19 protein-coding genes are annotated in these 16,695 nt (G+C 46.8%); 3 read left to right on the forward strand and 16 right to left on the reverse strand.

Annotated features, from left to right (window positions below):
- Nucleotides 1-14: 14 nt before the first annotated feature.
- The 9 genes from COP04_RS10710 to COP04_RS10750 form a co-directional block, all read right to left on the reverse strand.
- Nucleotides 15-1,199 (reverse strand): pyridoxal phosphate-dependent aminotransferase, encoded by a 1,185-nt coding sequence (locus COP04_RS10710; RefSeq protein WP_100488014.1) that lies wholly within the window; start codon nucleotides 1,197-1,199, stop codon nucleotides 15-17.
- Between the two features lie 48 nt (nucleotides 1,200-1,247).
- A complete protein-coding gene (locus COP04_RS10715) occupies nucleotides 1,248-1,730 on the reverse strand; it encodes a cell wall elongation regulator TseB-like domain-containing protein (RefSeq protein WP_100488015.1) in 483 nt (160 codons plus the stop codon).
- A 149-nt stretch (nucleotides 1,731-1,879) separates the two neighbouring features.
- Nucleotides 1,880-2,263: an aspartate 1-decarboxylase gene (gene panD / locus COP04_RS10720; protein ID WP_100488016.1), complete on the reverse strand. Its 384-nt coding sequence runs from the start codon at nucleotides 2,261-2,263 to the stop codon at nucleotides 1,880-1,882.
- Between the two features lie 3 nt (nucleotides 2,264-2,266).
- On the reverse strand, nucleotides 2,267-3,172 hold the full coding sequence (gene panC, locus COP04_RS10725) for a pantoate--beta-alanine ligase (protein ID WP_420852750.1): 906 nt from the start codon (nucleotides 3,170-3,172) through the stop codon (nucleotides 2,267-2,269).
- 264 nt (nucleotides 3,173-3,436) lie between these two features.
- Complete coding sequence (locus COP04_RS10730; protein WP_420852790.1) at nucleotides 3,437-4,420, reverse strand: biotin--[acetyl-CoA-carboxylase] ligase; 984 nt, start codon at nucleotides 4,418-4,420, stop codon at nucleotides 3,437-3,439.
- Nucleotides 4,390-5,607 (reverse strand): CCA tRNA nucleotidyltransferase, encoded by a 1,218-nt coding sequence (locus COP04_RS10735; protein ID WP_100488018.1) that lies wholly within the window; start codon nucleotides 5,605-5,607, stop codon nucleotides 4,390-4,392. The genes COP04_RS10730 and COP04_RS10735 overlap by 31 nt, the downstream gene beginning before the upstream one ends.
- Before the next feature lie 57 nt (nucleotides 5,608-5,664).
- On the reverse strand, nucleotides 5,665-6,081 hold the full coding sequence (mgsA, locus tag COP04_RS10740; protein WP_100488019.1) for a methylglyoxal synthase: 417 nt from the start codon (nucleotides 6,079-6,081) through the stop codon (nucleotides 5,665-5,667).
- A gap of 48 nt (nucleotides 6,082-6,129) precedes the next feature.
- Nucleotides 6,130-6,939 (reverse strand): 4-hydroxy-tetrahydrodipicolinate reductase, encoded by an 810-nt coding sequence (gene dapB / locus COP04_RS10745; protein ID WP_100488020.1) that lies wholly within the window; start codon nucleotides 6,937-6,939, stop codon nucleotides 6,130-6,132.
- A 2-nt stretch (nucleotides 6,940-6,941) separates the two neighbouring features.
- Nucleotides 6,942-7,265 carry a nucleotide pyrophosphohydrolase gene (locus tag COP04_RS10750; RefSeq protein WP_100489638.1) on the reverse strand — a complete coding sequence of 108 codons (324 nt, stop codon included), beginning with the start codon at nucleotides 7,263-7,265 and terminating at the stop codon, nucleotides 6,942-6,944.
- A gap of 254 nt (nucleotides 7,266-7,519) precedes the next feature.
- Here COP04_RS10750 and COP04_RS10755 point away from each other — a divergent pair, with 254 nt between their 5' ends.
- The gene (locus COP04_RS10755) at nucleotides 7,520-8,404 is read left to right on the forward strand and encodes a YitT family protein (protein ID WP_100488021.1); all 885 of its coding nucleotides are present in this window, start codon (nucleotides 7,520-7,522) and stop codon (nucleotides 8,402-8,404) included.
- A 107-nt stretch (nucleotides 8,405-8,511) separates the two neighbouring features.
- Here the strand turns inward: COP04_RS10755 and coaW are convergent, their stop codons facing one another.
- Nucleotides 8,512-9,336 carry a type II pantothenate kinase gene (gene coaW, locus COP04_RS10760; protein WP_100488022.1) on the reverse strand — a complete coding sequence of 275 codons (825 nt, stop codon included), beginning with the start codon at nucleotides 9,334-9,336 and terminating at the stop codon, nucleotides 8,512-8,514.
- 138 nt (nucleotides 9,337-9,474) lie between these two features.
- Between coaW and rarD the strand changes: the two genes are divergently transcribed.
- The gene (gene rarD / locus COP04_RS10765) at nucleotides 9,475-10,443 is read left to right on the forward strand and encodes an EamA family transporter RarD (protein WP_239984839.1); all 969 of its coding nucleotides are present in this window, start codon (nucleotides 9,475-9,477) and stop codon (nucleotides 10,441-10,443) included.
- Nucleotides 10,444-10,539: 96 nt separating this feature from the next.
- Here rarD and COP04_RS10770 read toward each other — a convergent pair whose 3' ends face one another.
- The 3 genes from COP04_RS10770 to COP04_RS10780 all read right to left on the reverse strand — a co-directional run bounded on the left by COP04_RS10770 (nucleotide 10,540) and on the right by COP04_RS10780 (nucleotide 13,623).
- Complete coding sequence (locus COP04_RS10770) at nucleotides 10,540-10,974, reverse strand: ferritin family protein (protein ID WP_100488023.1); 435 nt, start codon at nucleotides 10,972-10,974, stop codon at nucleotides 10,540-10,542.
- A gap of 143 nt (nucleotides 10,975-11,117) precedes the next feature.
- The gene (locus COP04_RS10775; RefSeq protein WP_100488024.1) at nucleotides 11,118-12,665 is read right to left on the reverse strand and encodes an amidase family protein; all 1,548 of its coding nucleotides are present in this window, start codon (nucleotides 12,663-12,665) and stop codon (nucleotides 11,118-11,120) included.
- A gap of 316 nt (nucleotides 12,666-12,981) precedes the next feature.
- Nucleotides 12,982-13,623, reverse strand: coding sequence for a GNAT family N-acetyltransferase (locus tag COP04_RS10780; protein WP_100488025.1), 642 nt, complete (start codon nucleotides 13,621-13,623; stop codon nucleotides 12,982-12,984).
- A gap of 188 nt (nucleotides 13,624-13,811) precedes the next feature.
- Between COP04_RS10780 and COP04_RS10785 the strand changes: the two genes are divergently transcribed.
- Nucleotides 13,812-14,096, forward strand: coding sequence for a GNAT family N-acetyltransferase (locus tag COP04_RS10785; RefSeq protein WP_100488026.1), 285 nt, complete (start codon nucleotides 13,812-13,814; stop codon nucleotides 14,094-14,096).
- Between the two features lie 118 nt (nucleotides 14,097-14,214).
- Here COP04_RS10785 and COP04_RS10790 read toward each other — a convergent pair whose 3' ends face one another.
- The 3 genes from COP04_RS10790 to COP04_RS10800 all read right to left on the reverse strand — a co-directional run bounded on the left by COP04_RS10790 (nucleotide 14,215) and on the right by COP04_RS10800 (nucleotide 16,423).
- Nucleotides 14,215-14,751: a hypothetical protein gene (locus COP04_RS10790; RefSeq protein ID WP_100488027.1), complete on the reverse strand. Its 537-nt coding sequence runs from the start codon at nucleotides 14,749-14,751 to the stop codon at nucleotides 14,215-14,217.
- 811 nt (nucleotides 14,752-15,562) lie between these two features.
- A complete protein-coding gene (locus COP04_RS10795) occupies nucleotides 15,563-16,102 on the reverse strand; it encodes a DUF1003 domain-containing protein (protein ID WP_100488028.1) in 540 nt (179 codons plus the stop codon).
- Nucleotides 16,103-16,126: 24 nt separating this feature from the next.
- Nucleotides 16,127-16,423, reverse strand: a complete 297-nt coding sequence (locus tag COP04_RS10800; protein ID WP_100488029.1) for a hypothetical protein — start codon at nucleotides 16,421-16,423, stop codon at nucleotides 16,127-16,129.
- Between the last annotated feature and the right edge of the window lie 272 nt (nucleotides 16,424-16,695).

The raw sequence follows: 16,695 nt of genomic DNA on the forward strand, positions 1-16,695 counted from the left end.
TAAACCTGAGCTGGTTATTTTGTATGTTTTTTCATAAAATGCTCGATTCTGTCCAGCGCTGCTTCAAATTTTTCCAGTGAAGTGGCGTAAGACAGCCGTATATGTTCCGGTGTGCCGAAGCCTGCTCCCGGCACAACAGCTACCTTTTCTTCATCCAGAAGTTCGGAAACCCAATCGGAAACCTGGCTGAATCCGCAGGCAGCACTCGCTTTCTGAATATTCGGGAACAGATAAAAAGCTCCTTCAGGTTTGATACAGCTGACGCCCGGGATCGCTACAAGACGGCTGTACACTGTATTCAGCCTTTTTTCAAAAGCCTGGCGCATTTCTTCAACGCTGTCCTGCGGGCCGTTGTACGCTGCAATCGCAGCGTACTGGGAAACGGATGCAGGATTCGATGTGCTGTGGCTGGCGACATTGGTCATCGCTTTAATCAGTTCTGCGTTTGCTGCGGCATAGCCGATCCGCCATCCGGTCATAGCGTGCGATTTGGATACGCCGTTAATGATGATCGTCTGCGCCTTCACCTCGTCCGAGAGCTGGGCGATCGAGTAAAACGTATTCCCGTTATAGATCAGCTTTTCATAAATTTCGTCTGAAATAATCAGAATACCATGTTTCAGGCAGAATTCGGCAATCGGAACGAGATCGTCTTTCTGATAAATCATCCCGGTCGGGTTGCTTGGTGAGTTGAGGATCAGCGCTTTCGTTTTCGATGTCACAGCCTTTTCCAGGTCATCGGCTGTGATCTTGAAATGCTGCTGCTGAGTCGTGGCGATGGATACCGGGATACCTCCCGCCAGCTTGACTTGTTCCGGGTAGCTGACCCAATAAGGTGCCGGAATGATAACTTCATCCCCCGGATTAAGAAGAGCCTGAAACAACAGGTACAGAACATGTTTCGCACCGTTCCCAACGATGATTTCCGACGGGTCATAGTCAAATCCCTGATCGCGCTTCAGCTTGGTGATAATTGCCTGCTTCAGTGCTGGCAGGCCGGCTGTCGGTGTATATTTTGTATGACCGGCTCTCACAGCTTCCATTGCGGCGTCAATGATAAAGTCAGGTGTATTGAAATCCGGCTGCCCTGCTCCGAGTCCGATGACATCGAAACCCTGTGCTGCCAGTTCTCCGGCTTTTGCTGTAATGGCCAGAGTACTTGAAGGTGTAATCGTCGCCACGCGTTTTGCTAATTTCATAATTCTTCCCCCTCGTATGACTATGAATGATATTCCGCTATTTCAGACTCAGACATTGAGAATCCTCTGGGCTTCCTTGCCATTATCAAAATAAAATGAAACATAATTATAACTATTTGTATTATTGGTAAAGGTAATTTCCCAAACCGGACTATTCTGTATCGCTCCAAGCTTTACCGAAATAATTTTGTTCACATTAAGATGAAGGCCAGCCAGCTCTTGAAGCGCCTGATTGCGTGTGATGCCGTTCTTGACAGCCCGAACTATATACTTTGCCTTTTGGGGTTCGTCAGGAACCCACACATACATCTGCACACTGTTTCTGACACATTTAACAACTTCATAGGCATCCGTCCCGTAATAGTAAGAGACAGAATCTACTTTCTGCACCTGATAGTAGCGTTTCGCCTTAACGATCGCTGCCTGTGCAGAACTGTTGCTCGTGTCCATATTGCTTGTGTACAAATACCAGGATCCAAAGCCGGCAATTAAAAGCACAGCGAGAACACCAGTAATAATCCAATTTTTCAAGTGATCACCTTAAACTCTTTTTTATGTAATAGCAGAACAATCCGGCCGCTTGTTTATCTCCGGATGTCCTGCATTCAAAGCTGAAAACATACACAAGCAAATTAATCGTAATCATAAAGCCTGGTAAAAGCAAGACTGAATATCAGTGGTTACAAAATGGTGAACGGTTTTTCACCCTTGATCAGCCGAGAAATGTGATTCTGATCATCCAGCAGGGCAACTTCAGGAACAAGATGTGCCCATTCCTCCTCGTTCATCAGAGCATAAGCCATGATAATCACAATGTCGCCCTTCTGTGCCAGCCGGGCAGCGGCTCCATTAAGACAGATGACGCCCGAATCGGCAGGACCCGGAATGATATAAGTTTCCAAGCGGGCGCCGTTATTATTATTGACGATCTGTACTTTTTCGTAGGGCAGCAGATCAACGGCCTTCAGAATAGCTTCATCGACCGTGATACTGCCGACATAATTCAGATTGGCGTCCGTAACAGTGGCCCGGTGAATTTTACATCTCAGAAAGGGTCTCAGCATGATTCAGTCAGCCTCCCTGCTGGAAAGGAGTTTTTCGGTATCCGCAGTGATGTTGTCAATCAGACGCGCGCTTTGGTAACGGACTGCGCAGGCGATGATGAAGTGCCTGTCCAAAGAGGCTCCGGATCGTTTCAGCTCCGGATAATTCAGCACATCCACGTAATCAATTTTTCCGAGGATCAAGTGTTTTGCATAATAAGCTTTGACAGTTGAAATCAGACGGTCAAAATTCCTTTCTCCGAGTTCAGCAGCTCTGAGACCTGCCTGAAGCCCCTTATAAATTTCGGGGGCCTCCTTTCTTTCATTGGCACTGAGCCGCACATTTCGGGAACTCTTTGCCAGTCCGTCCGACTCTCTGACAATCGGGCAGGCAACCAGTTTCACAGGAATATGGAAAGTGCGAATAAGGCTTGAAACGATGGCTACCTGCTGCGCATCCTTCATTCCGAAGTAAACAGTATCCGGCTTGACAATATTGAATAATTTCGTCAGGACTGTCGCCACTCCGTCAAAATGACCGGGCCGGCTTTTGCCACAAAGCACATCGGTTTTGGTGTGAACCTGTACTGTCATATCGGAACCATTCGGATAAATTGCTGATTCCTCGGGGATGAAAAGGACGTCAACGCCGGCACGCTCAGCCAGTGCGGCATCCCGATCAATATTTTTCGGGTAATTGATATAATCATCCTTGTCGCCAAACTGCGTCGGATTCACAAAAACGCTGGCAATGACACAATCAGAACTTTCGCTTGCCCTTTTAAACAGCGATAAATGCCCTTCGTGAAGGGCACCCATTGTCGGCACGAAACCGACCGTTTTCCCTTTTTGTTTCTGTTCCGTCACAAACCGGGCCACTTCTGCGGGGGAAACCATACGCTTTAATCCCTCAGCCACGATCTTGTTCATTTTTACTCCTCCTATTGTCCGGAGAAGGTCCGACCCAGCGCACGAAGTACAGCGTCGCCGGCCTTCCGTCTACGTCTTTTCAAGGATCATAGCGGACTTTTCTTTTTATTTGCGTCAGGATCCGGGCCCTGTCTGTGCCGCTTTACCGATCGGAAAATGCAGCCTTGTTGTTCAGGCACGCCCCCGCGCAACTCTTATTATAACAAATGAAGCGGCATTTTTCGCAGCATAGGACGATATAATTGACCGCTTTTGCTTTAAGGCTTACGACCATTCAATGTCGGCAGAATAGATCCGCGTCATTAGCCCGTCACTATCCTTCAATAGAAGCACCCCTTCATCATTGATTCCAAGCGCTGTCCCCTCTATGACACGGCCGCCGGGCTGGCGTACTCTGATCTGTTTTCCGAGGCTGATCGCCCGCTTTTCCCACAGAGGCTTGATCACGGAGAACCCTTTCTGAAGAAAAAGTTCATAGAGTCCTTCAAATGTCAGCAGAAATAGTTGAACAAATTGCGCCAGGTCATATTTTTTTCCCGTTATCGCATAGAGCGAGGACGCTGTTGTTTTCAGTTCTTCCGGAAAATGGCTCACGTCGGAATTGACGTTAATCCCGATACCAATCACAACGGCCTTGACAAAAGTCGCTTCGGCTTGCAGTTCTGTCAGTATACCGACAAGTTTCCGGCCGTGGTACAGAATATCGTTCGGCCACTTAATGCCGCAAGACAAGCCGGCCGTCTCTTCAATGGCTTGCACGGCGGCGACGGCTGTCAGCAGGGTTAACTGCGGCGTTTGTTCAATGGGCAGACCGGGCCTGAGAATCAGACTCATGGCGATATTCTCTCCCCGCTGAGATTGCCATGAGTGGCCCAATCGCCCGCGGCCGGCAATCTGCTCATTTGTGATCACCAAAGTGCCGTCTTCGGCGCCATCATCCGCTAACTGGAGTGCTTCTTTCTGAGTTGAATGGATCGTTTCAAAGAAACGGATAGAATGGCCGAGCGTTTTTGTCTCAAGTCCTGAAGAAAGGGCAGCTTCATTAAGTCCTAATGGAGCTCCTGTCAGTTTATACCCGCTTTTCTGCACCGCCTCGATCATAAAGCCCTCCTCTGACAGCTCACGGATATGTTTCCAGACCGCGGTACGTGAGCAGCCGATCGTCTCCGAAATTTTCTGACCGGAAAGAAAACGTTCCCTGTTCTCGTACAGCATTTTCAATATTGCTTTTTTTGTTCGCCCTGCCACACTCTGAACCACGATTCAATTCCCCCAAGCTCATTTGGTACTTCGCCGGTCACAATCTTTTTTTCAAGCGCCGCAATGGCTTCCGAAAGCCAGGGCCCCGGTTTTTGTCCTGACCATTTGATCAATTCATGACCTGTCGCTGCCAGCTCCCTCCTGCTTTTGACCGGGCAGCTCCGCCAAAGGTTGTCAATTCGCTGCTCTCTCTGTTTCAGGCAATCAGTTTCTGCTTTGCCTAGTGCCGTCTCAAGCCGCTCAACGGCTTTCGCGAGTTCCGGCCCTGCATCATACACAGAGAGTCTGTCCCAGGAAAACTGTGCATAGTTCCCGTCATACTCCAAAAGCCTGCCGACATCTTTTCTTCTTGAGGCCGGCCATTTCCAAGCTTGCGCAAATCCAAACATATAGCGTATCCCCAGCGATTCAAGAAAAGCCGCCCAGCGTTCCGCGTCAGAAATCAGAACAGAGAAACGGACAGAGAAAAGGCATTGGTCTGCAGACGCATGATTCAGACAAGGCAGCACATAGATGCAGCCTGTATCGAAAAGCAGCCGGATCGCATCAGTTGCTGCTGCACCGGCGAGCAATTTGTTCATTTCCTGATCAATGCGTTCGATTGATATCTTTTTAAGTAAAGCGAAGTTCTTGCTGAATGCCAGACGTTCGGCCTCACCCAGTGAGAAATCAAGTTCTGCCACAAATCGGATGCCCCGCATCATCCGGAGCGGGTCTTCGGCGATCCGTTCCTCCGCACAGCCCACGGTCCGGAGGCGTTTTTTCTTCATGTCGTCCTGCCCTCCGAACAGGTCAATTATCTGTCCGGTCCGGTCCATGGCGAGCGCATTAATAGTAAAATCTCGCCGCATCAGATCCTTTTCAAGTGAAGATTCAAAGCTGACTTGATTCGGATGCCGGAAATCATCATAACCGCTCTCTGAACGAAACGTCGTCACTTCGTAAGTTCTGCCGCTATAAATCACGGCAACCGTTCCATGCTGAATGCCAATGGGAATGGTTCTTTTAAACAGTGTCATGATTTCATCAGGATGTGCGGAGGTTGTAATATCTACGTCATGAACCGGACGCCCTAGCAAATAGTCCCGGACTGCACCGCCGACGACATAGGCTTCAAAACCGTTTTCGGTCAGCTTGTCGAGGATGGCAGCCGCTTTTTCAAAAGGAAAATTCATCTGTGACACCTCATTTGTGCGAATAACAGGCAGGCTTTCCGCTCATGTTCATCCAGCTCATTGCTGTTTCGCCTGTTTTGCATGCATGAGCTCCCGCCAGTGAAATTCACCGCGCTTCAGTGCATGCATCATGATTTCTGCCGATGCCAGATTGGTTGCAAGCGGGATCCGGTACACATCGCTGAGCCTCAGAAGTGCATTGACATCCGGTTCATGAGGCTGAGCCGTCAACGGGTCGCGCAGAAAAACGACCAGATCCATCTCATTTGAAGCAATCATAGCGCCAATTTGCTGATCGCCGCCAAGCGGACCGGACTGAAAGCGGTGCACCTTCATCCCGGTTGCTTCCATGACTTTCAGCCCTGTTGTTCCTGTTGCGTACAGTGCGTGTTTCGCCAGAACGGACTGATAAGCGCTGGCGAACTGGACCATCTCAGGTTTTTTCTTATCGTGTGCAATCAATGCAATTTTCACTGGCAATCCCTCGTTTCAAAAAATGGTCGACAGTACCCATTTGGAAACTTAATCCAAAATATTTTCGAGTCCGTAAACCAATGTATCCAGTGACATCACGGTACGAACCGAATAACGGACACCTGTCATGAAGGAAGCACGCTCCATGGAGTCATGCCGCAGAGTTAGAAGTTCACCCTTGCTGCCGAAAAGAACCTCCTGATGGGCGATCAGACCGGGCAGGCGGACGCTGTGGATGCGCATACCATCAAAATCGGCGCCCCGTGCGCCTCTGAGCGTCTCCCTTTCGTCAGGCGCTCCCTGTTTCTTAGGTTTTCTCGTTTTTTCAATCAATTCAGCTGTCTTGATCGCAGTTCCGGACGGCGCATCTTTTTTTCCGTCGTGATGCAATTCGATAATTTCTACATCCGGAAAATATTTGGCGGCCATCTGGCTGAATTTCATAACAAGGACGGCACCAATCGCGAAATTAGGTGCAATGATCCCACCGAGCTTTTTCTCTTCCATAAGTTTTTGATAACCCTCAACCTCTTCATTAGAAAAACCTGAAGTGCCAATGACCGGCCGAACACCAAAGTCAATGGCGGCCTGAAGATTTCGTTTTCCTGCCTCAGGATTCGTAAAATCGATCAGCACGTCGGGATGCTCTGCTGAAAGGCATGCGTCAATATCTGCATAAACCGGAACATCAAGTTCGGAGATACCAAGCAATTCTCCGACCTTTTCTTTGTCGTGACCGTCGTCGATGGCGGCAGTCAATCTGAATCCAGGTGTGCCGATGATCATGCGGATCGTCTCCGACCCCATTCTGCCCCGCGGGCCGGCAACTACAATGTTGATTTGTTTTGTTTCAACCATCTTTATCTTGCCCCTTCATCCTTTTTAGTCCAGCGGTCTTTGTCACGCGTGTTAAACTTGTCCAGAACGCGCCCAAGAGCTGTTCCAAGATCAATATGTAAACTGTTTGCCATGCAGATGACAACAAACAACAGATCTCCCATTTCTTCTTCTATTGTTTTTTCAGATTCCGTCGGCTTTTTTTTCTTTTCCCCATAGTAGTGATTGACTTCGCGGGCCAGCTCACCCAGCTCTTCAGTCAGCCTCGCCGTCAAAGCCAGCGGTGAAAAATAACCCTCCTTAAACTGGCTGATGTAATCATCGACTTCTTTCTGCAGCGTTCCCATTGTTTTTTCGCCCAATGCACAGACTCCATTCTATAGCTTCGTTTCTTCCCGTGATGATTGCTGGCAAACTCGATACACTTCTTAAAAATCAACCGATAGAATTTTCCGGACAAAAATATCATACCACTGTTTGACAGAGGCGAAAACGCTGTTATCCTAGAGAAGCGGCGCAGGCTGAGAAATGGCGATATTGAACGATTGCGTGCATACGCTTATGATATAAATGGTGTAAGAGCAGTAAAGGATGTGGCACAATGAAACTCGACTTAAAGACAAAGAACATCATTTTTATCCTGATCGGAGCAGCCATCTATGCTTTCGGACTTGTTAATTTTAACATGAAGAATCAATTGGCTGAAGGCGGCGTGACCGGCCTGACACTGATTTTGTATAACAAATTTTCCATTGACCCGGCGATCAGCAACATTGTCCTGAACGTTCCCCTTTTCCTGGCCGGATGGAAATTTTTCAGAAGGAACGAATTTATTTATACTTTGATTGGGACTTTCTCACTGTCTGTTTTTCTATTTATTTTTCAGTATCTCATTACGTTTAACTTTTCACTGGCTCATGACCTGCTCCTTGCCGCTCTGTTTGCAGGCGTATTTATCGGCGGCGGCCTCGGTATCATTTTCAGGTATGGCGGGACAACCGGCGGTTCGGACATTGTTGCGCGGATCACCCATAAGAAATACGGCTGGGCGATGAGCAAAACTATGCTGATTATTGATGCCGCGGTCATCATTATATCGCTTGTCTATCTGGATTATCGTCAGATGATGTACACGCTGGTCGGTGTTTTTGTCGGTGCACGGATGATCGATATGATTCAGAAGGGCGCTTATGCTGGAAAAGCGGTGATGATTTTTTCCAGGAAAAGTGATGAGATCGCCGAGAAAATTATGAGCTCACTCAACCGGAGCCTAACCCTGATTGACGGAAAGGGGGGCTACACACGGCGTGAAATGAACGTTTTGTACTGCGTCGTCAGCCACAATGAAGTGTTCCGGCTGAAAAACCTAATTAAGGAAATTGATCCGGATGCCTTTGTGACTGTCAATGATGTTCATGAAGTATTTGGTGAAGGTTTTTCTTATCCGAAATCTTCACCAAATGGATATGATCATTCGAAAAAATGAGAAACAGATATTCGGCCCTGATTAACATTGGGGCTTTTTTAATACCCTTAGAAGATATAAAAATTTAGAAGAAGGCCTCTGCCCGCGCCTGAAGCCTTGCTAACCGTTTAATGTTCAAGTCGAAGCAACGCGCCGACTGCCCCGCTGTACTGGCCGTTTTCCGGGATGACGGGCTTGATGCCGTAGAGCCTGCTGTAGCGCATTACAATGGCTCTCATCTCCGGATTTCCTGCAAAAGAGCTTCCAATGTAAACCGCTGTTCGAACACCTTCTTTTTCCGCCGCAAAAATACTAAGAGTTGTAATTGTCTCGGCAACGAGGCCGATTACAGCTGAAACTTTGTCGGCTTCATCTATTTCTGCTGTGCCCCGAGAGGCAAGTCCAAAGTTACTTGCCGTTAAATCGCCGGGGATTGGCGGAACAGCTCCTTCATAGATTCGGGCGACCGTCAAGTCGATACGATCACGATTTCCGTGATCAGCGAGACCCATCAAGGTTCTGAAATGATGCTTGCCCGTCAGAAGTTCGGAAAGGCCTATCAAGGTCCCTCCCCCGATGCCCGAGCCGCCGATCCGGCGTTGCGTATTTCCGTCCACTAAGTGGATAGACGTTCCGGTGCCGCAGTTAGTCAGAATAAAACGATCCGTTGCCCTTTCTGAAGCTTTTTTCAGAAAAAAGCGCACTCCGCTGCAGGAAGCTTCGAACTCCGGGATCAGGTGGACTTTTTGTTGCAAGAGTTTTTCCTGCAGCATGGAAGCTCCCCCACCGGTCAGGCACAAATCCGTATCCGATAGGTCATCGTTCAGCCAGCGGGCGCACTGACCCAGTTCATCGGCCATAAAGCTCCGAAATTTCAGCCCATCTGCATCTCTGATAGCCGCCTTGATCAAAGTGCCGCCCACATCAATGCCCGCTTTTCTTTTAAACCCCAATGAAAAATCCTTCTTTCAGAAATTTGCAGTCTTTTTTTCTTTTCATCGAGTCCGCTTTCGATTACAATACTAGATATTGCATTTAATTATACTAGATATGTTCCATTGTAAACAATTTTGAGGGGTTGTGGATGAGCAGTGAAAAGTGAGTTGCCGGCAACAACAGAGTTAAGTGCAGAACAGCATAAGAAAAAGTCCGGTGCTTTGTATGCCATCGGAGCATATTTCATGTGGGGGCTTTTCCCGTTATACTGGATTCCATTGAATCGGGTGCCTGCCATTGAAATTCTGGCGCATCGGATTCTCTGGGCACTGGTTTTCATGATCAGCCTGCTGTGGGTTTCCGGAAAATGGTCTACCTTCCTGAAACAGTTGAAGGAACTCTTTCACAATCTCCGCAACCTGTTTCTTGTCTTTGCCGCAGCACTGCTGATCAGCCTGAACTGGTTCATCTACATTTGGGCCGTAACGAATAACCATGTCGTTGAATCCAGCATGGGCTATTATATTAATCCGCTTGTCAGCATCGTGCTGGGGATCTTGATTCTGAAGGAAAAACTGACAATCCCGCAGGTCGTGGCGGTAGTTCTCGCTGCTTGCGGTGTTCTTGTCCAGACAGTTGCTTTCGGCCAGCTTCCGCTGATTGCTTTGACACTCGCTTTTTCATTTGGTTTCTATGGATTGACCAAGAAACTGATCAAAATCGACCCATCTATTGAACTGACTTTTGAAACACTTTTTGTGACGCCCGTTGCGCTTTTCTACTTGGTCCACGTTCAGATTTCCGGGACGGCTGCGTTTGCAAATGGCTCTCTTCTGACAACGTTGCTGTTAATCGGAACCGGTGTCGTCACGGCGGTGCCTCTGCTCTTTTTTGCTGAAGGTGCGCAGCGGATTTCACTGACCATGATCGGCTTTTTTCAGTATATTACCCCTACGCTTTCACTCTTGATTGGCATTACTGTTTATAAAGAAGCGTTTACGCTTGTCCAGCTTATTTCATTTTCGTTCATCTGGCTTGCGCTGCTTGTTTTTTCATTATCGGGTTTAAATTTTAAGAAGCGCGTCACCTCTGAAGGCCGGGCGGCTCAATCCGGTCATCAATAAGAAAAGGTCATTCTAAACAATTTTGATAAATAAACAGAATCGGCGGGAAAAATGGATCATTTTCCCGCCGATTGATTCGCATCATTTAAACAATTTTTAATACCGGCTGAGTGAGTAAAAGTATAAGAACCAAACAGCATGCTGCTGCTCATCCTTGGCTATCCGGTAAAAGATCGATTTTATTTGTTCGTTAGGTGCCATATCCCCTGATTCCAGATAAAAGTCAACCGTATTCTGCTCATCTTCGATCGCGTGACGCAGTCCTTCCAGATACGTATTCGGACACGTTCCCGTCTGATGGGGCTGGTAGGTTTCACCGGTAAGCTGCTGGTATAGAGCAGAGAACACTTGATAATGGTGCATCTCATCGCCGCGTATCTCACCGATCTGCTGCCGTTCGTGTCCTGTACGCGCTTGATTCATCAGCACCTCATAACAAGTGATTGCATTATACTCACCGGTGATCGCTGTTCTGAGCCGTTCAATAAGCTGACTGTTCACTCCCGGATCATCAGGTCTAAATTCATCCATTGCGCTTCTGACCTCCCTCGTTCATCCCATTCTCTAGTTTATGCACGGCAAATGAGAAAGGTACCCAGTTTAATAAAAGGGCAGAAGTACGAATCGATTTCAAATCAGGGGCTATGCCGAGACCGGATTAAGAGAATCAGCGATCAGAGTACGGGAGGAATCCGGCGTTTGGTAGCCTGTTCGAACCCGTAAGCAAGCTCGATCAGTTTCGGTTCGCTGAACGCAAGTCCAGTGAACGTAATACCGATGGGTTCTCCGGCGCTTGTATAGCCGGCAGGAACAGTAATGGATGGATACCCTGCTTTTGCGGCAATATCGCAGCCTGAGTAATTGGCGAAAATCAGCGCATCAAGATGGCGCGCCTTCAAGACAGCGTCTATACCTTCTTTCCGCGACAAACGGATATCATCCGCGCGGTCAGCCAGATACTGCTTTTCTCCCAAATCGCTGCTCAATGCTTCCGATTTTTCAAGCACAGCCTGTCCATATTTCAAAGCTTTATCTGCATGCTCCTTATTATAGTTAATAACATCGGCCAGACTGTGAACCGGTGAGTCTGAAGGAAGTTTCTCAAGATACTGGTTCATGTCCCATTTAAATTCACGATACATGACGGATGATTTATGTTTTTCAAGCGCTTCGGATGAGGCAATGACAACGGGGTCCAAGATCGTTGCTCCCTTTGCTCTCATATCATCAAGTGCTTGATTGATCAGCTTCACTTGTTCCTCACTCAAAGATTCCAGATAATGTCGGTCGATGCCAAGCCGGGCGCCTTTTAATCCCCCATGTCTCAGATAAACGGTGTAATCCTTTTTCACATCACCCTGGCTCCAGACCGTTTCTTCATCATCTTCGTCGACCCCGGTCATTGCATTCAGTAAGAGAACAGCATCTTTGACAGTACGCGCCATTGAACCTGCTGTATCCTGGCTATGGGCGATCGGAATAATGCCGCTGCGGCTGATAACGCCTACGGTTGGTTTGATGCCGACCAGTGAATTGGATGACGCAGGGCTCAGAATTGAACCGGATGTTTCTGTTCCGATGCCTGCGGCGGCGAGGTTCGCAGCCACTGCGGCGCCCGTTCCCGCACTTGATCCGCCGACATCAAACGAAGCTCCATACGGATTAAGCACCTGTCCGCCGAGTGAGCTGTAGCCGTTTGGCATATCTTTTGCAATGAAATTAGCAAACTCGGTCAGATTAGCTTTCCCAAGTATAATGGCCCCTGCCGCTTTCAACTGGCTGACCACGAAGGCATCCCTGGCTGGTTTATTGCCGGCCAGAGCAACGGAACCCGCTGTTGTATGGAGCGGACTCTCGGTATCGATATTGTCCTTAACAATCAGGGGTACACCGAAAAGCGGACCTACATCCGGTGAAACCGACCGCTTCACATCGCTTGCTTCTGCATCGTGAAGTGCCTCGGGATTAATTTCAATAAAAGCATTTAATTTTGGGCCCGTACGGTCAAATTTTTCTATCCGATCCAGATACATCTGCACCAGATCTTTTGATGTGACTTGTCCCATTTTCAGCGCCTTCTGTATGTCGGAAATAGTGGCTTCCTCAATAACGAAAGGGCGGCGCTTGGCGACCTCCTGTTTTAAATACATACCGGCTGTTAAAGCTGCTGCCGTAGCACCAGTCAGTGCTGCAGCCCACGCAAATTTCTTCTTCTTGGACATATTGGCTCACTCCGTTGAATGAATTCATGGTCTCAACAATCTGACCGGTGATTTAAAATTCTCTATTATCTTACAGTTATATCGAATAACTTGCAATGTTGCTAGAATCTAAAAAAGAGACGCTCTGTACGATTGGGCAGGGAGCACGGTATTGCTTCCCTTTTTCAAATGCTGCAACAAAAAAAGGACTTAAGTGGTCCCTTAAGTTCCGCTGTCGGTTCAGAAACCTGGCCGCAACGTATATCGATATGTCGTTCGTTTCTTTTCAATATAATAGTGCAGCAACCGGGCTAAATCGATTTTATGTTGTCCTCGTTCAGGTTTTGTTTACCTGCAGCCGCATCATCCGCTTCCATTTGGAACGGCGCACTGTTTCCACGAAACCGGCTTTTTCAAATGAAGCGGGTATCCCTGTCCAGAGGAAAGTTCCGGGTTCTTTGTCGCTGTACGGGACTTCTGGGTATGCTTCGATAATTTCTGCACCGTTCATTTGGCAGAAGTTTACGGCTGCTTTAACCAAATCATAGGATAAGCCCCTTCTTCTGAATCGCTTTGACAGGAAGAAACAGCTGATCGACCAGACGGGCAGATCGTCTATCCTTCTAAAAACCCTGGATTTATTGAGCCTGATATACTGCTCTCTCGGCGCTGCTGCACACCATCCGATTGGTTCTTTCCCCCGGTACAAAAGTATACCAACGGCCTGTCCCTCAGTCACCAGGGCCTTCATCTTCTGTTTGTTGCTTTCCCCTTTATTCGCATCGAAATCTGACTTGGCCAGTCGCCAGCTCATGCACCAGCAACCGCCGCACGCCCCTTTATCACCGAAGAGCGCAACGAAGTCGTCCCAATGTTCGAGATCAAGCGAAAATGCACTCAGGCGCTCCTCTTTATTCTCATAGGCAAACAAACTGTTTTCCCCCCATCCGTGCACACTGCTTGTAAAAGTTAATGCCATTATACCAGCCTGCTTTCCGCGGTACAAACACTATGGAATATCCCGGAAATATCATTTCACCGCTCAGGACATCTATAAAATTTTTCTGAAAAGGGAATGAATGGTCTTATGGCGAAAGTATTAAAAGGCCATTAAAAAATATTGGCTTAACGCGGCAATCCTGAACGATAGGAAAAGAGGATGAGCATATGGATATACTGGAAGGCAAAAACAGGTACTTTATCCGGGATGAAGAAGGCATTGAAATCGGTGAGCTGACTTACACACTCAAAGGCGACTCCGTACTCAGCATCGACCATACTTTTGTCGATCCAAAATACAGGGGGCAAAAGCTGGCACAGCAGCTGGTCCGGACGGTTGTCGATAAGGCAATCAGAGAGAATAAGAAAATCATTCCGGCATGTTCCTACGCCAGAGCGCAGTTTGACAGAGTGAAAGATTATCAGAAAGTCGAATATACCGGTATATTTTGAACCTGCCTGCTCCTCTCGTCAATTTTTTGAACAGGGATATTAAAAACCTGAGGCTGAATTTCTCAGGTTTTTTCATTTATTTTGTTGTTACATTTTCTCCAGCTATCAGGCTGCGGCTTCAGTGCCGGATCATTCGGGATAGCCAGCCGCGCCTCCTCCTGCCCGTCTCACTTATTTCACGAAGGCGCGTAACCAGCGCTCTGTCTCTCAGTTCAATCCGCCGTTCCATTTCACGATCATATTTTTGCACGACCTCCTCAGCTGTTTTCTCAGCAGCCGTCGCCGCAACCTGTTCAACCATCAGCCTGAACTGAGAAGCAGAAAGTGAGATCCCGGTCTCCGTAATCTCAGGCTCCTCCCATTCGAAGAGGGATGGATTTTCTTCAGTCCGCAGCTCAGGAGTGGCACTGCACTGATTCACCACTTCACCGGCGGAAGTTTCAATTGTATGCCCTCTGCGCATCAACGTGATCATACGCTGCACTGCCATGATGTCTGAATCAAAATAAATCCTCTGATTGCTTTTGTTCCTCGTGAAAACATAGCCTTTCTTCTCCAGAGCCAGTGTCATCCGCCTGAGTTTACTCAGAGTGATCTGCAGTTTATCGGAAACTGTTTTTGTAAAATAGCCAATATTTTCTCTCCCGGATCGCATCCGACCATGCCCCGTTTCTATATAAGTATATGTTACTTATATAGTTAGACACAGAACCCTGCGAATCCTTTTTGAAATTAAATAAATTTAGAGCAAATCATAATTTTTTATTAAACTCATTCTTGAGGAACAGGATCAGCTGTTAATATGTGTGCTGCATCTGTGTCGTATTCACATGATAAATTGATATTCACGTCCACCGACATATGCACCTCCGCGCACCCAGATTAGCAAAGGTAATTTCTCCTCCGATTTTTTTGAGAAGGACCAAACCCGTTGTTTCCTTCTCGAACTTTGAGTGGCAGCTGAGATTGCTGAGTTTTGTCGTCCTTACCGCTTTTGATGATCAGTAGGTCTCCTCAATTAATGAGATCCTGATCGGATGCTTTTTCAAATTAACGACAATTTTCAAGATCCAGATTCTCCTTACTTTGATGTTTTTTTGTTTACATAAAAATAGTTATGTAGGTTCATGAAAATTCTCATATTCTCTCAAAAAATTATGTCCCTGTGAGAGAAAAATAGATGGCGCTTTCCCCCGTTTCCCTCCGTGCGTATTGCAAGAATAAAATACAAGTTAAATTTGAGCACTTACAATTTTGCTTTTCCCCGCAGTTTGCAATCACCCGGTCAATAGCGACTAGGTGATATGTTGACACCTCAGTCGAGAGCGGCAGATTGACCTTCAGAGCAAAGGCGAACGGTTTGACTATGCGCCGCATGCAATCTGCTTGAAAGGTGGATTTTGATTCTTTAATAAGGAAGTTAATGCAAGGATCTCGAGAACATACATGATTGGTACTTTTTACTTTTATTCCTGTTTCTGTTGTAAAAGTTCTTTAATCTCCCCGATTTCGGACTCAATGCGCTCTAGACGTGCTTGAATATCATCGATTTCTTCTCCTGCTTTGTAGTTGATTGAAAAATCGATAATTGATTCCCGTTTGTCACGGGCGGCAGAACGATTCTGACTCATCATGATAAACGGTGCCTGAAAAGCGGCGATAAATGAGAGACAAAGATTTAAAAGAATAAAAGGCGGTTTATCAAATTTTAGTACTCCGGTCAGGCCAATTACATTCCAGACAATCCAAAGTGCAAGAAAAACGCCAAATAATATGATAAACCGCCAGCTGCCGCCAAACCGGGCAATATAATCTGATATCCGGTCCTTTGCCTTCGTCTGCCTGACATATTCCGAGTTCAGCTGCCGAACAATTTCCGATTCATATTCATCAACAAGCCGGTCAATTCGGGTCAGGCTTTCATCATTCAGGTCAATATCGAATCCTTGAATATTTTTATCATCTTTTTTCCTATTGTTGTCCTTATTATCCGTTGAACGCCACATCAGGAATCCGTCCTCCGTCTATTATTAGTTAAAAAAAGGAACGGCAAGCAAAATTATCGATGCCGCGGCCATTAGAAAATAATTTGCTCCAGCTGAAAGCTTCTGTCTGCCTTGTCCCTTGTAAAAACCATGAAATTGGAATTTATTGCGATAAAAGATAAAGATAAATATCAAGTCCGCAATAGTGATCAGAAAATAGCCCGTTCTCCCAACTGTCATGTCCAGTAAATGATAAATCCATATTACACCGAAATCAAACAGAGTACCAAGAATCAGAATGATGAGAATAATTCTCGGGATTTCCAGAAACGGACGCAACATTGGATCGTCTCCTTCATCGTTTATCAAGATCATGATCGATAATTTTATTATCTCGCAATTGTTATGATTCTCAATTCATTGAGCAAAAATTAGTAGAAACTTGGCAAAAAAATAAATCTTTGGGATATGGCTTCAATGGCCGAGAAAAGCTTATATTCTCCCTTAAAACTTTACAAATCTCTTGTCCAGGACTTACAATAATAATGCCTGCGCTAATATTGCCCTATTAAACTATGCGTGTGTGTCGAATTTATTTATCACTGGGGTGAACT

Origin of the sequence: Sporolactobacillus pectinivorans, assembly GCF_002802965.1 — a bacterium.
GTDB classification, from domain to species: domain Bacteria; phylum Bacillota; class Bacilli; order Bacillales; family Sporolactobacillaceae; genus Sporolactobacillus; species Sporolactobacillus pectinivorans.

Excerpts from the sequence above, each read along its gene's own strand:
- COP04_RS10710 (WP_100488014.1), bottom strand. The coding sequence starts at position 1,199 with ATGAAATTAGCAAAACGCGTGGCGACGATTACACCTTCAAGTACTCTG.
- panD (WP_100488016.1), bottom strand. The coding sequence starts at position 2,263 with ATGCTGAGACCCTTTCTGAGATGTAAAATTCACCGGGCCACTGTTACG.
- panC (WP_420852750.1), bottom strand. The coding sequence starts at position 3,172 with ATGAACAAGATCGTGGCTGAGGGATTAAAGCGTATGGTTTCCCCCGCA.
- COP04_RS10735 (WP_100488018.1), bottom strand. The coding sequence starts at position 5,607 with ATGAATTTTCCTTTTGAAAAAGCGGCTGCCATCCTCGACAAGCTGACC.
- dapB (WP_100488020.1), bottom strand. The coding sequence starts at position 6,939 with ATGGTTGAAACAAAACAAATCAACATTGTAGTTGCCGGCCCGCGGGGC.
- COP04_RS10750 (WP_100489638.1), bottom strand. The coding sequence starts at position 7,265 with ATGGGAACGCTGCAGAAAGAAGTCGATGATTACATCAGCCAGTTTAAG.
- COP04_RS10755 (WP_100488021.1), top strand. The coding sequence starts at position 7,520 with ATGAAACTCGACTTAAAGACAAAGAACATCATTTTTATCCTGATCGGA.
- COP04_RS10770 (WP_100488023.1), bottom strand. The coding sequence starts at position 10,974 with ATGGATGAATTTAGACCTGATGATCCGGGAGTGAACAGTCAGCTTATT.
- COP04_RS10775 (WP_100488024.1), bottom strand. The coding sequence starts at position 12,665 with ATGTCCAAGAAGAAGAAATTTGCGTGGGCTGCAGCACTGACTGGTGCT.
- COP04_RS10780 (WP_100488025.1), bottom strand. The coding sequence starts at position 13,623 with ATGGCATTAACTTTTACAAGCAGTGTGCACGGATGGGGGGAAAACAGT.
- COP04_RS10785 (WP_100488026.1), top strand. The coding sequence starts at position 13,812 with ATGGATATACTGGAAGGCAAAAACAGGTACTTTATCCGGGATGAAGAA.
- COP04_RS10790 (WP_100488027.1), bottom strand. The coding sequence starts at position 14,751 with ATGCGATCCGGGAGAGAAAATATTGGCTATTTTACAAAAACAGTTTCC.
- COP04_RS10795 (WP_100488028.1), bottom strand. The coding sequence starts at position 16,102 with ATGTGGCGTTCAACGGATAATAAGGACAACAATAGGAAAAAAGATGAT.
- COP04_RS10800 (WP_100488029.1), bottom strand. The coding sequence starts at position 16,423 with ATGTTGCGTCCGTTTCTGGAAATCCCGAGAATTATTCTCATCATTCTG.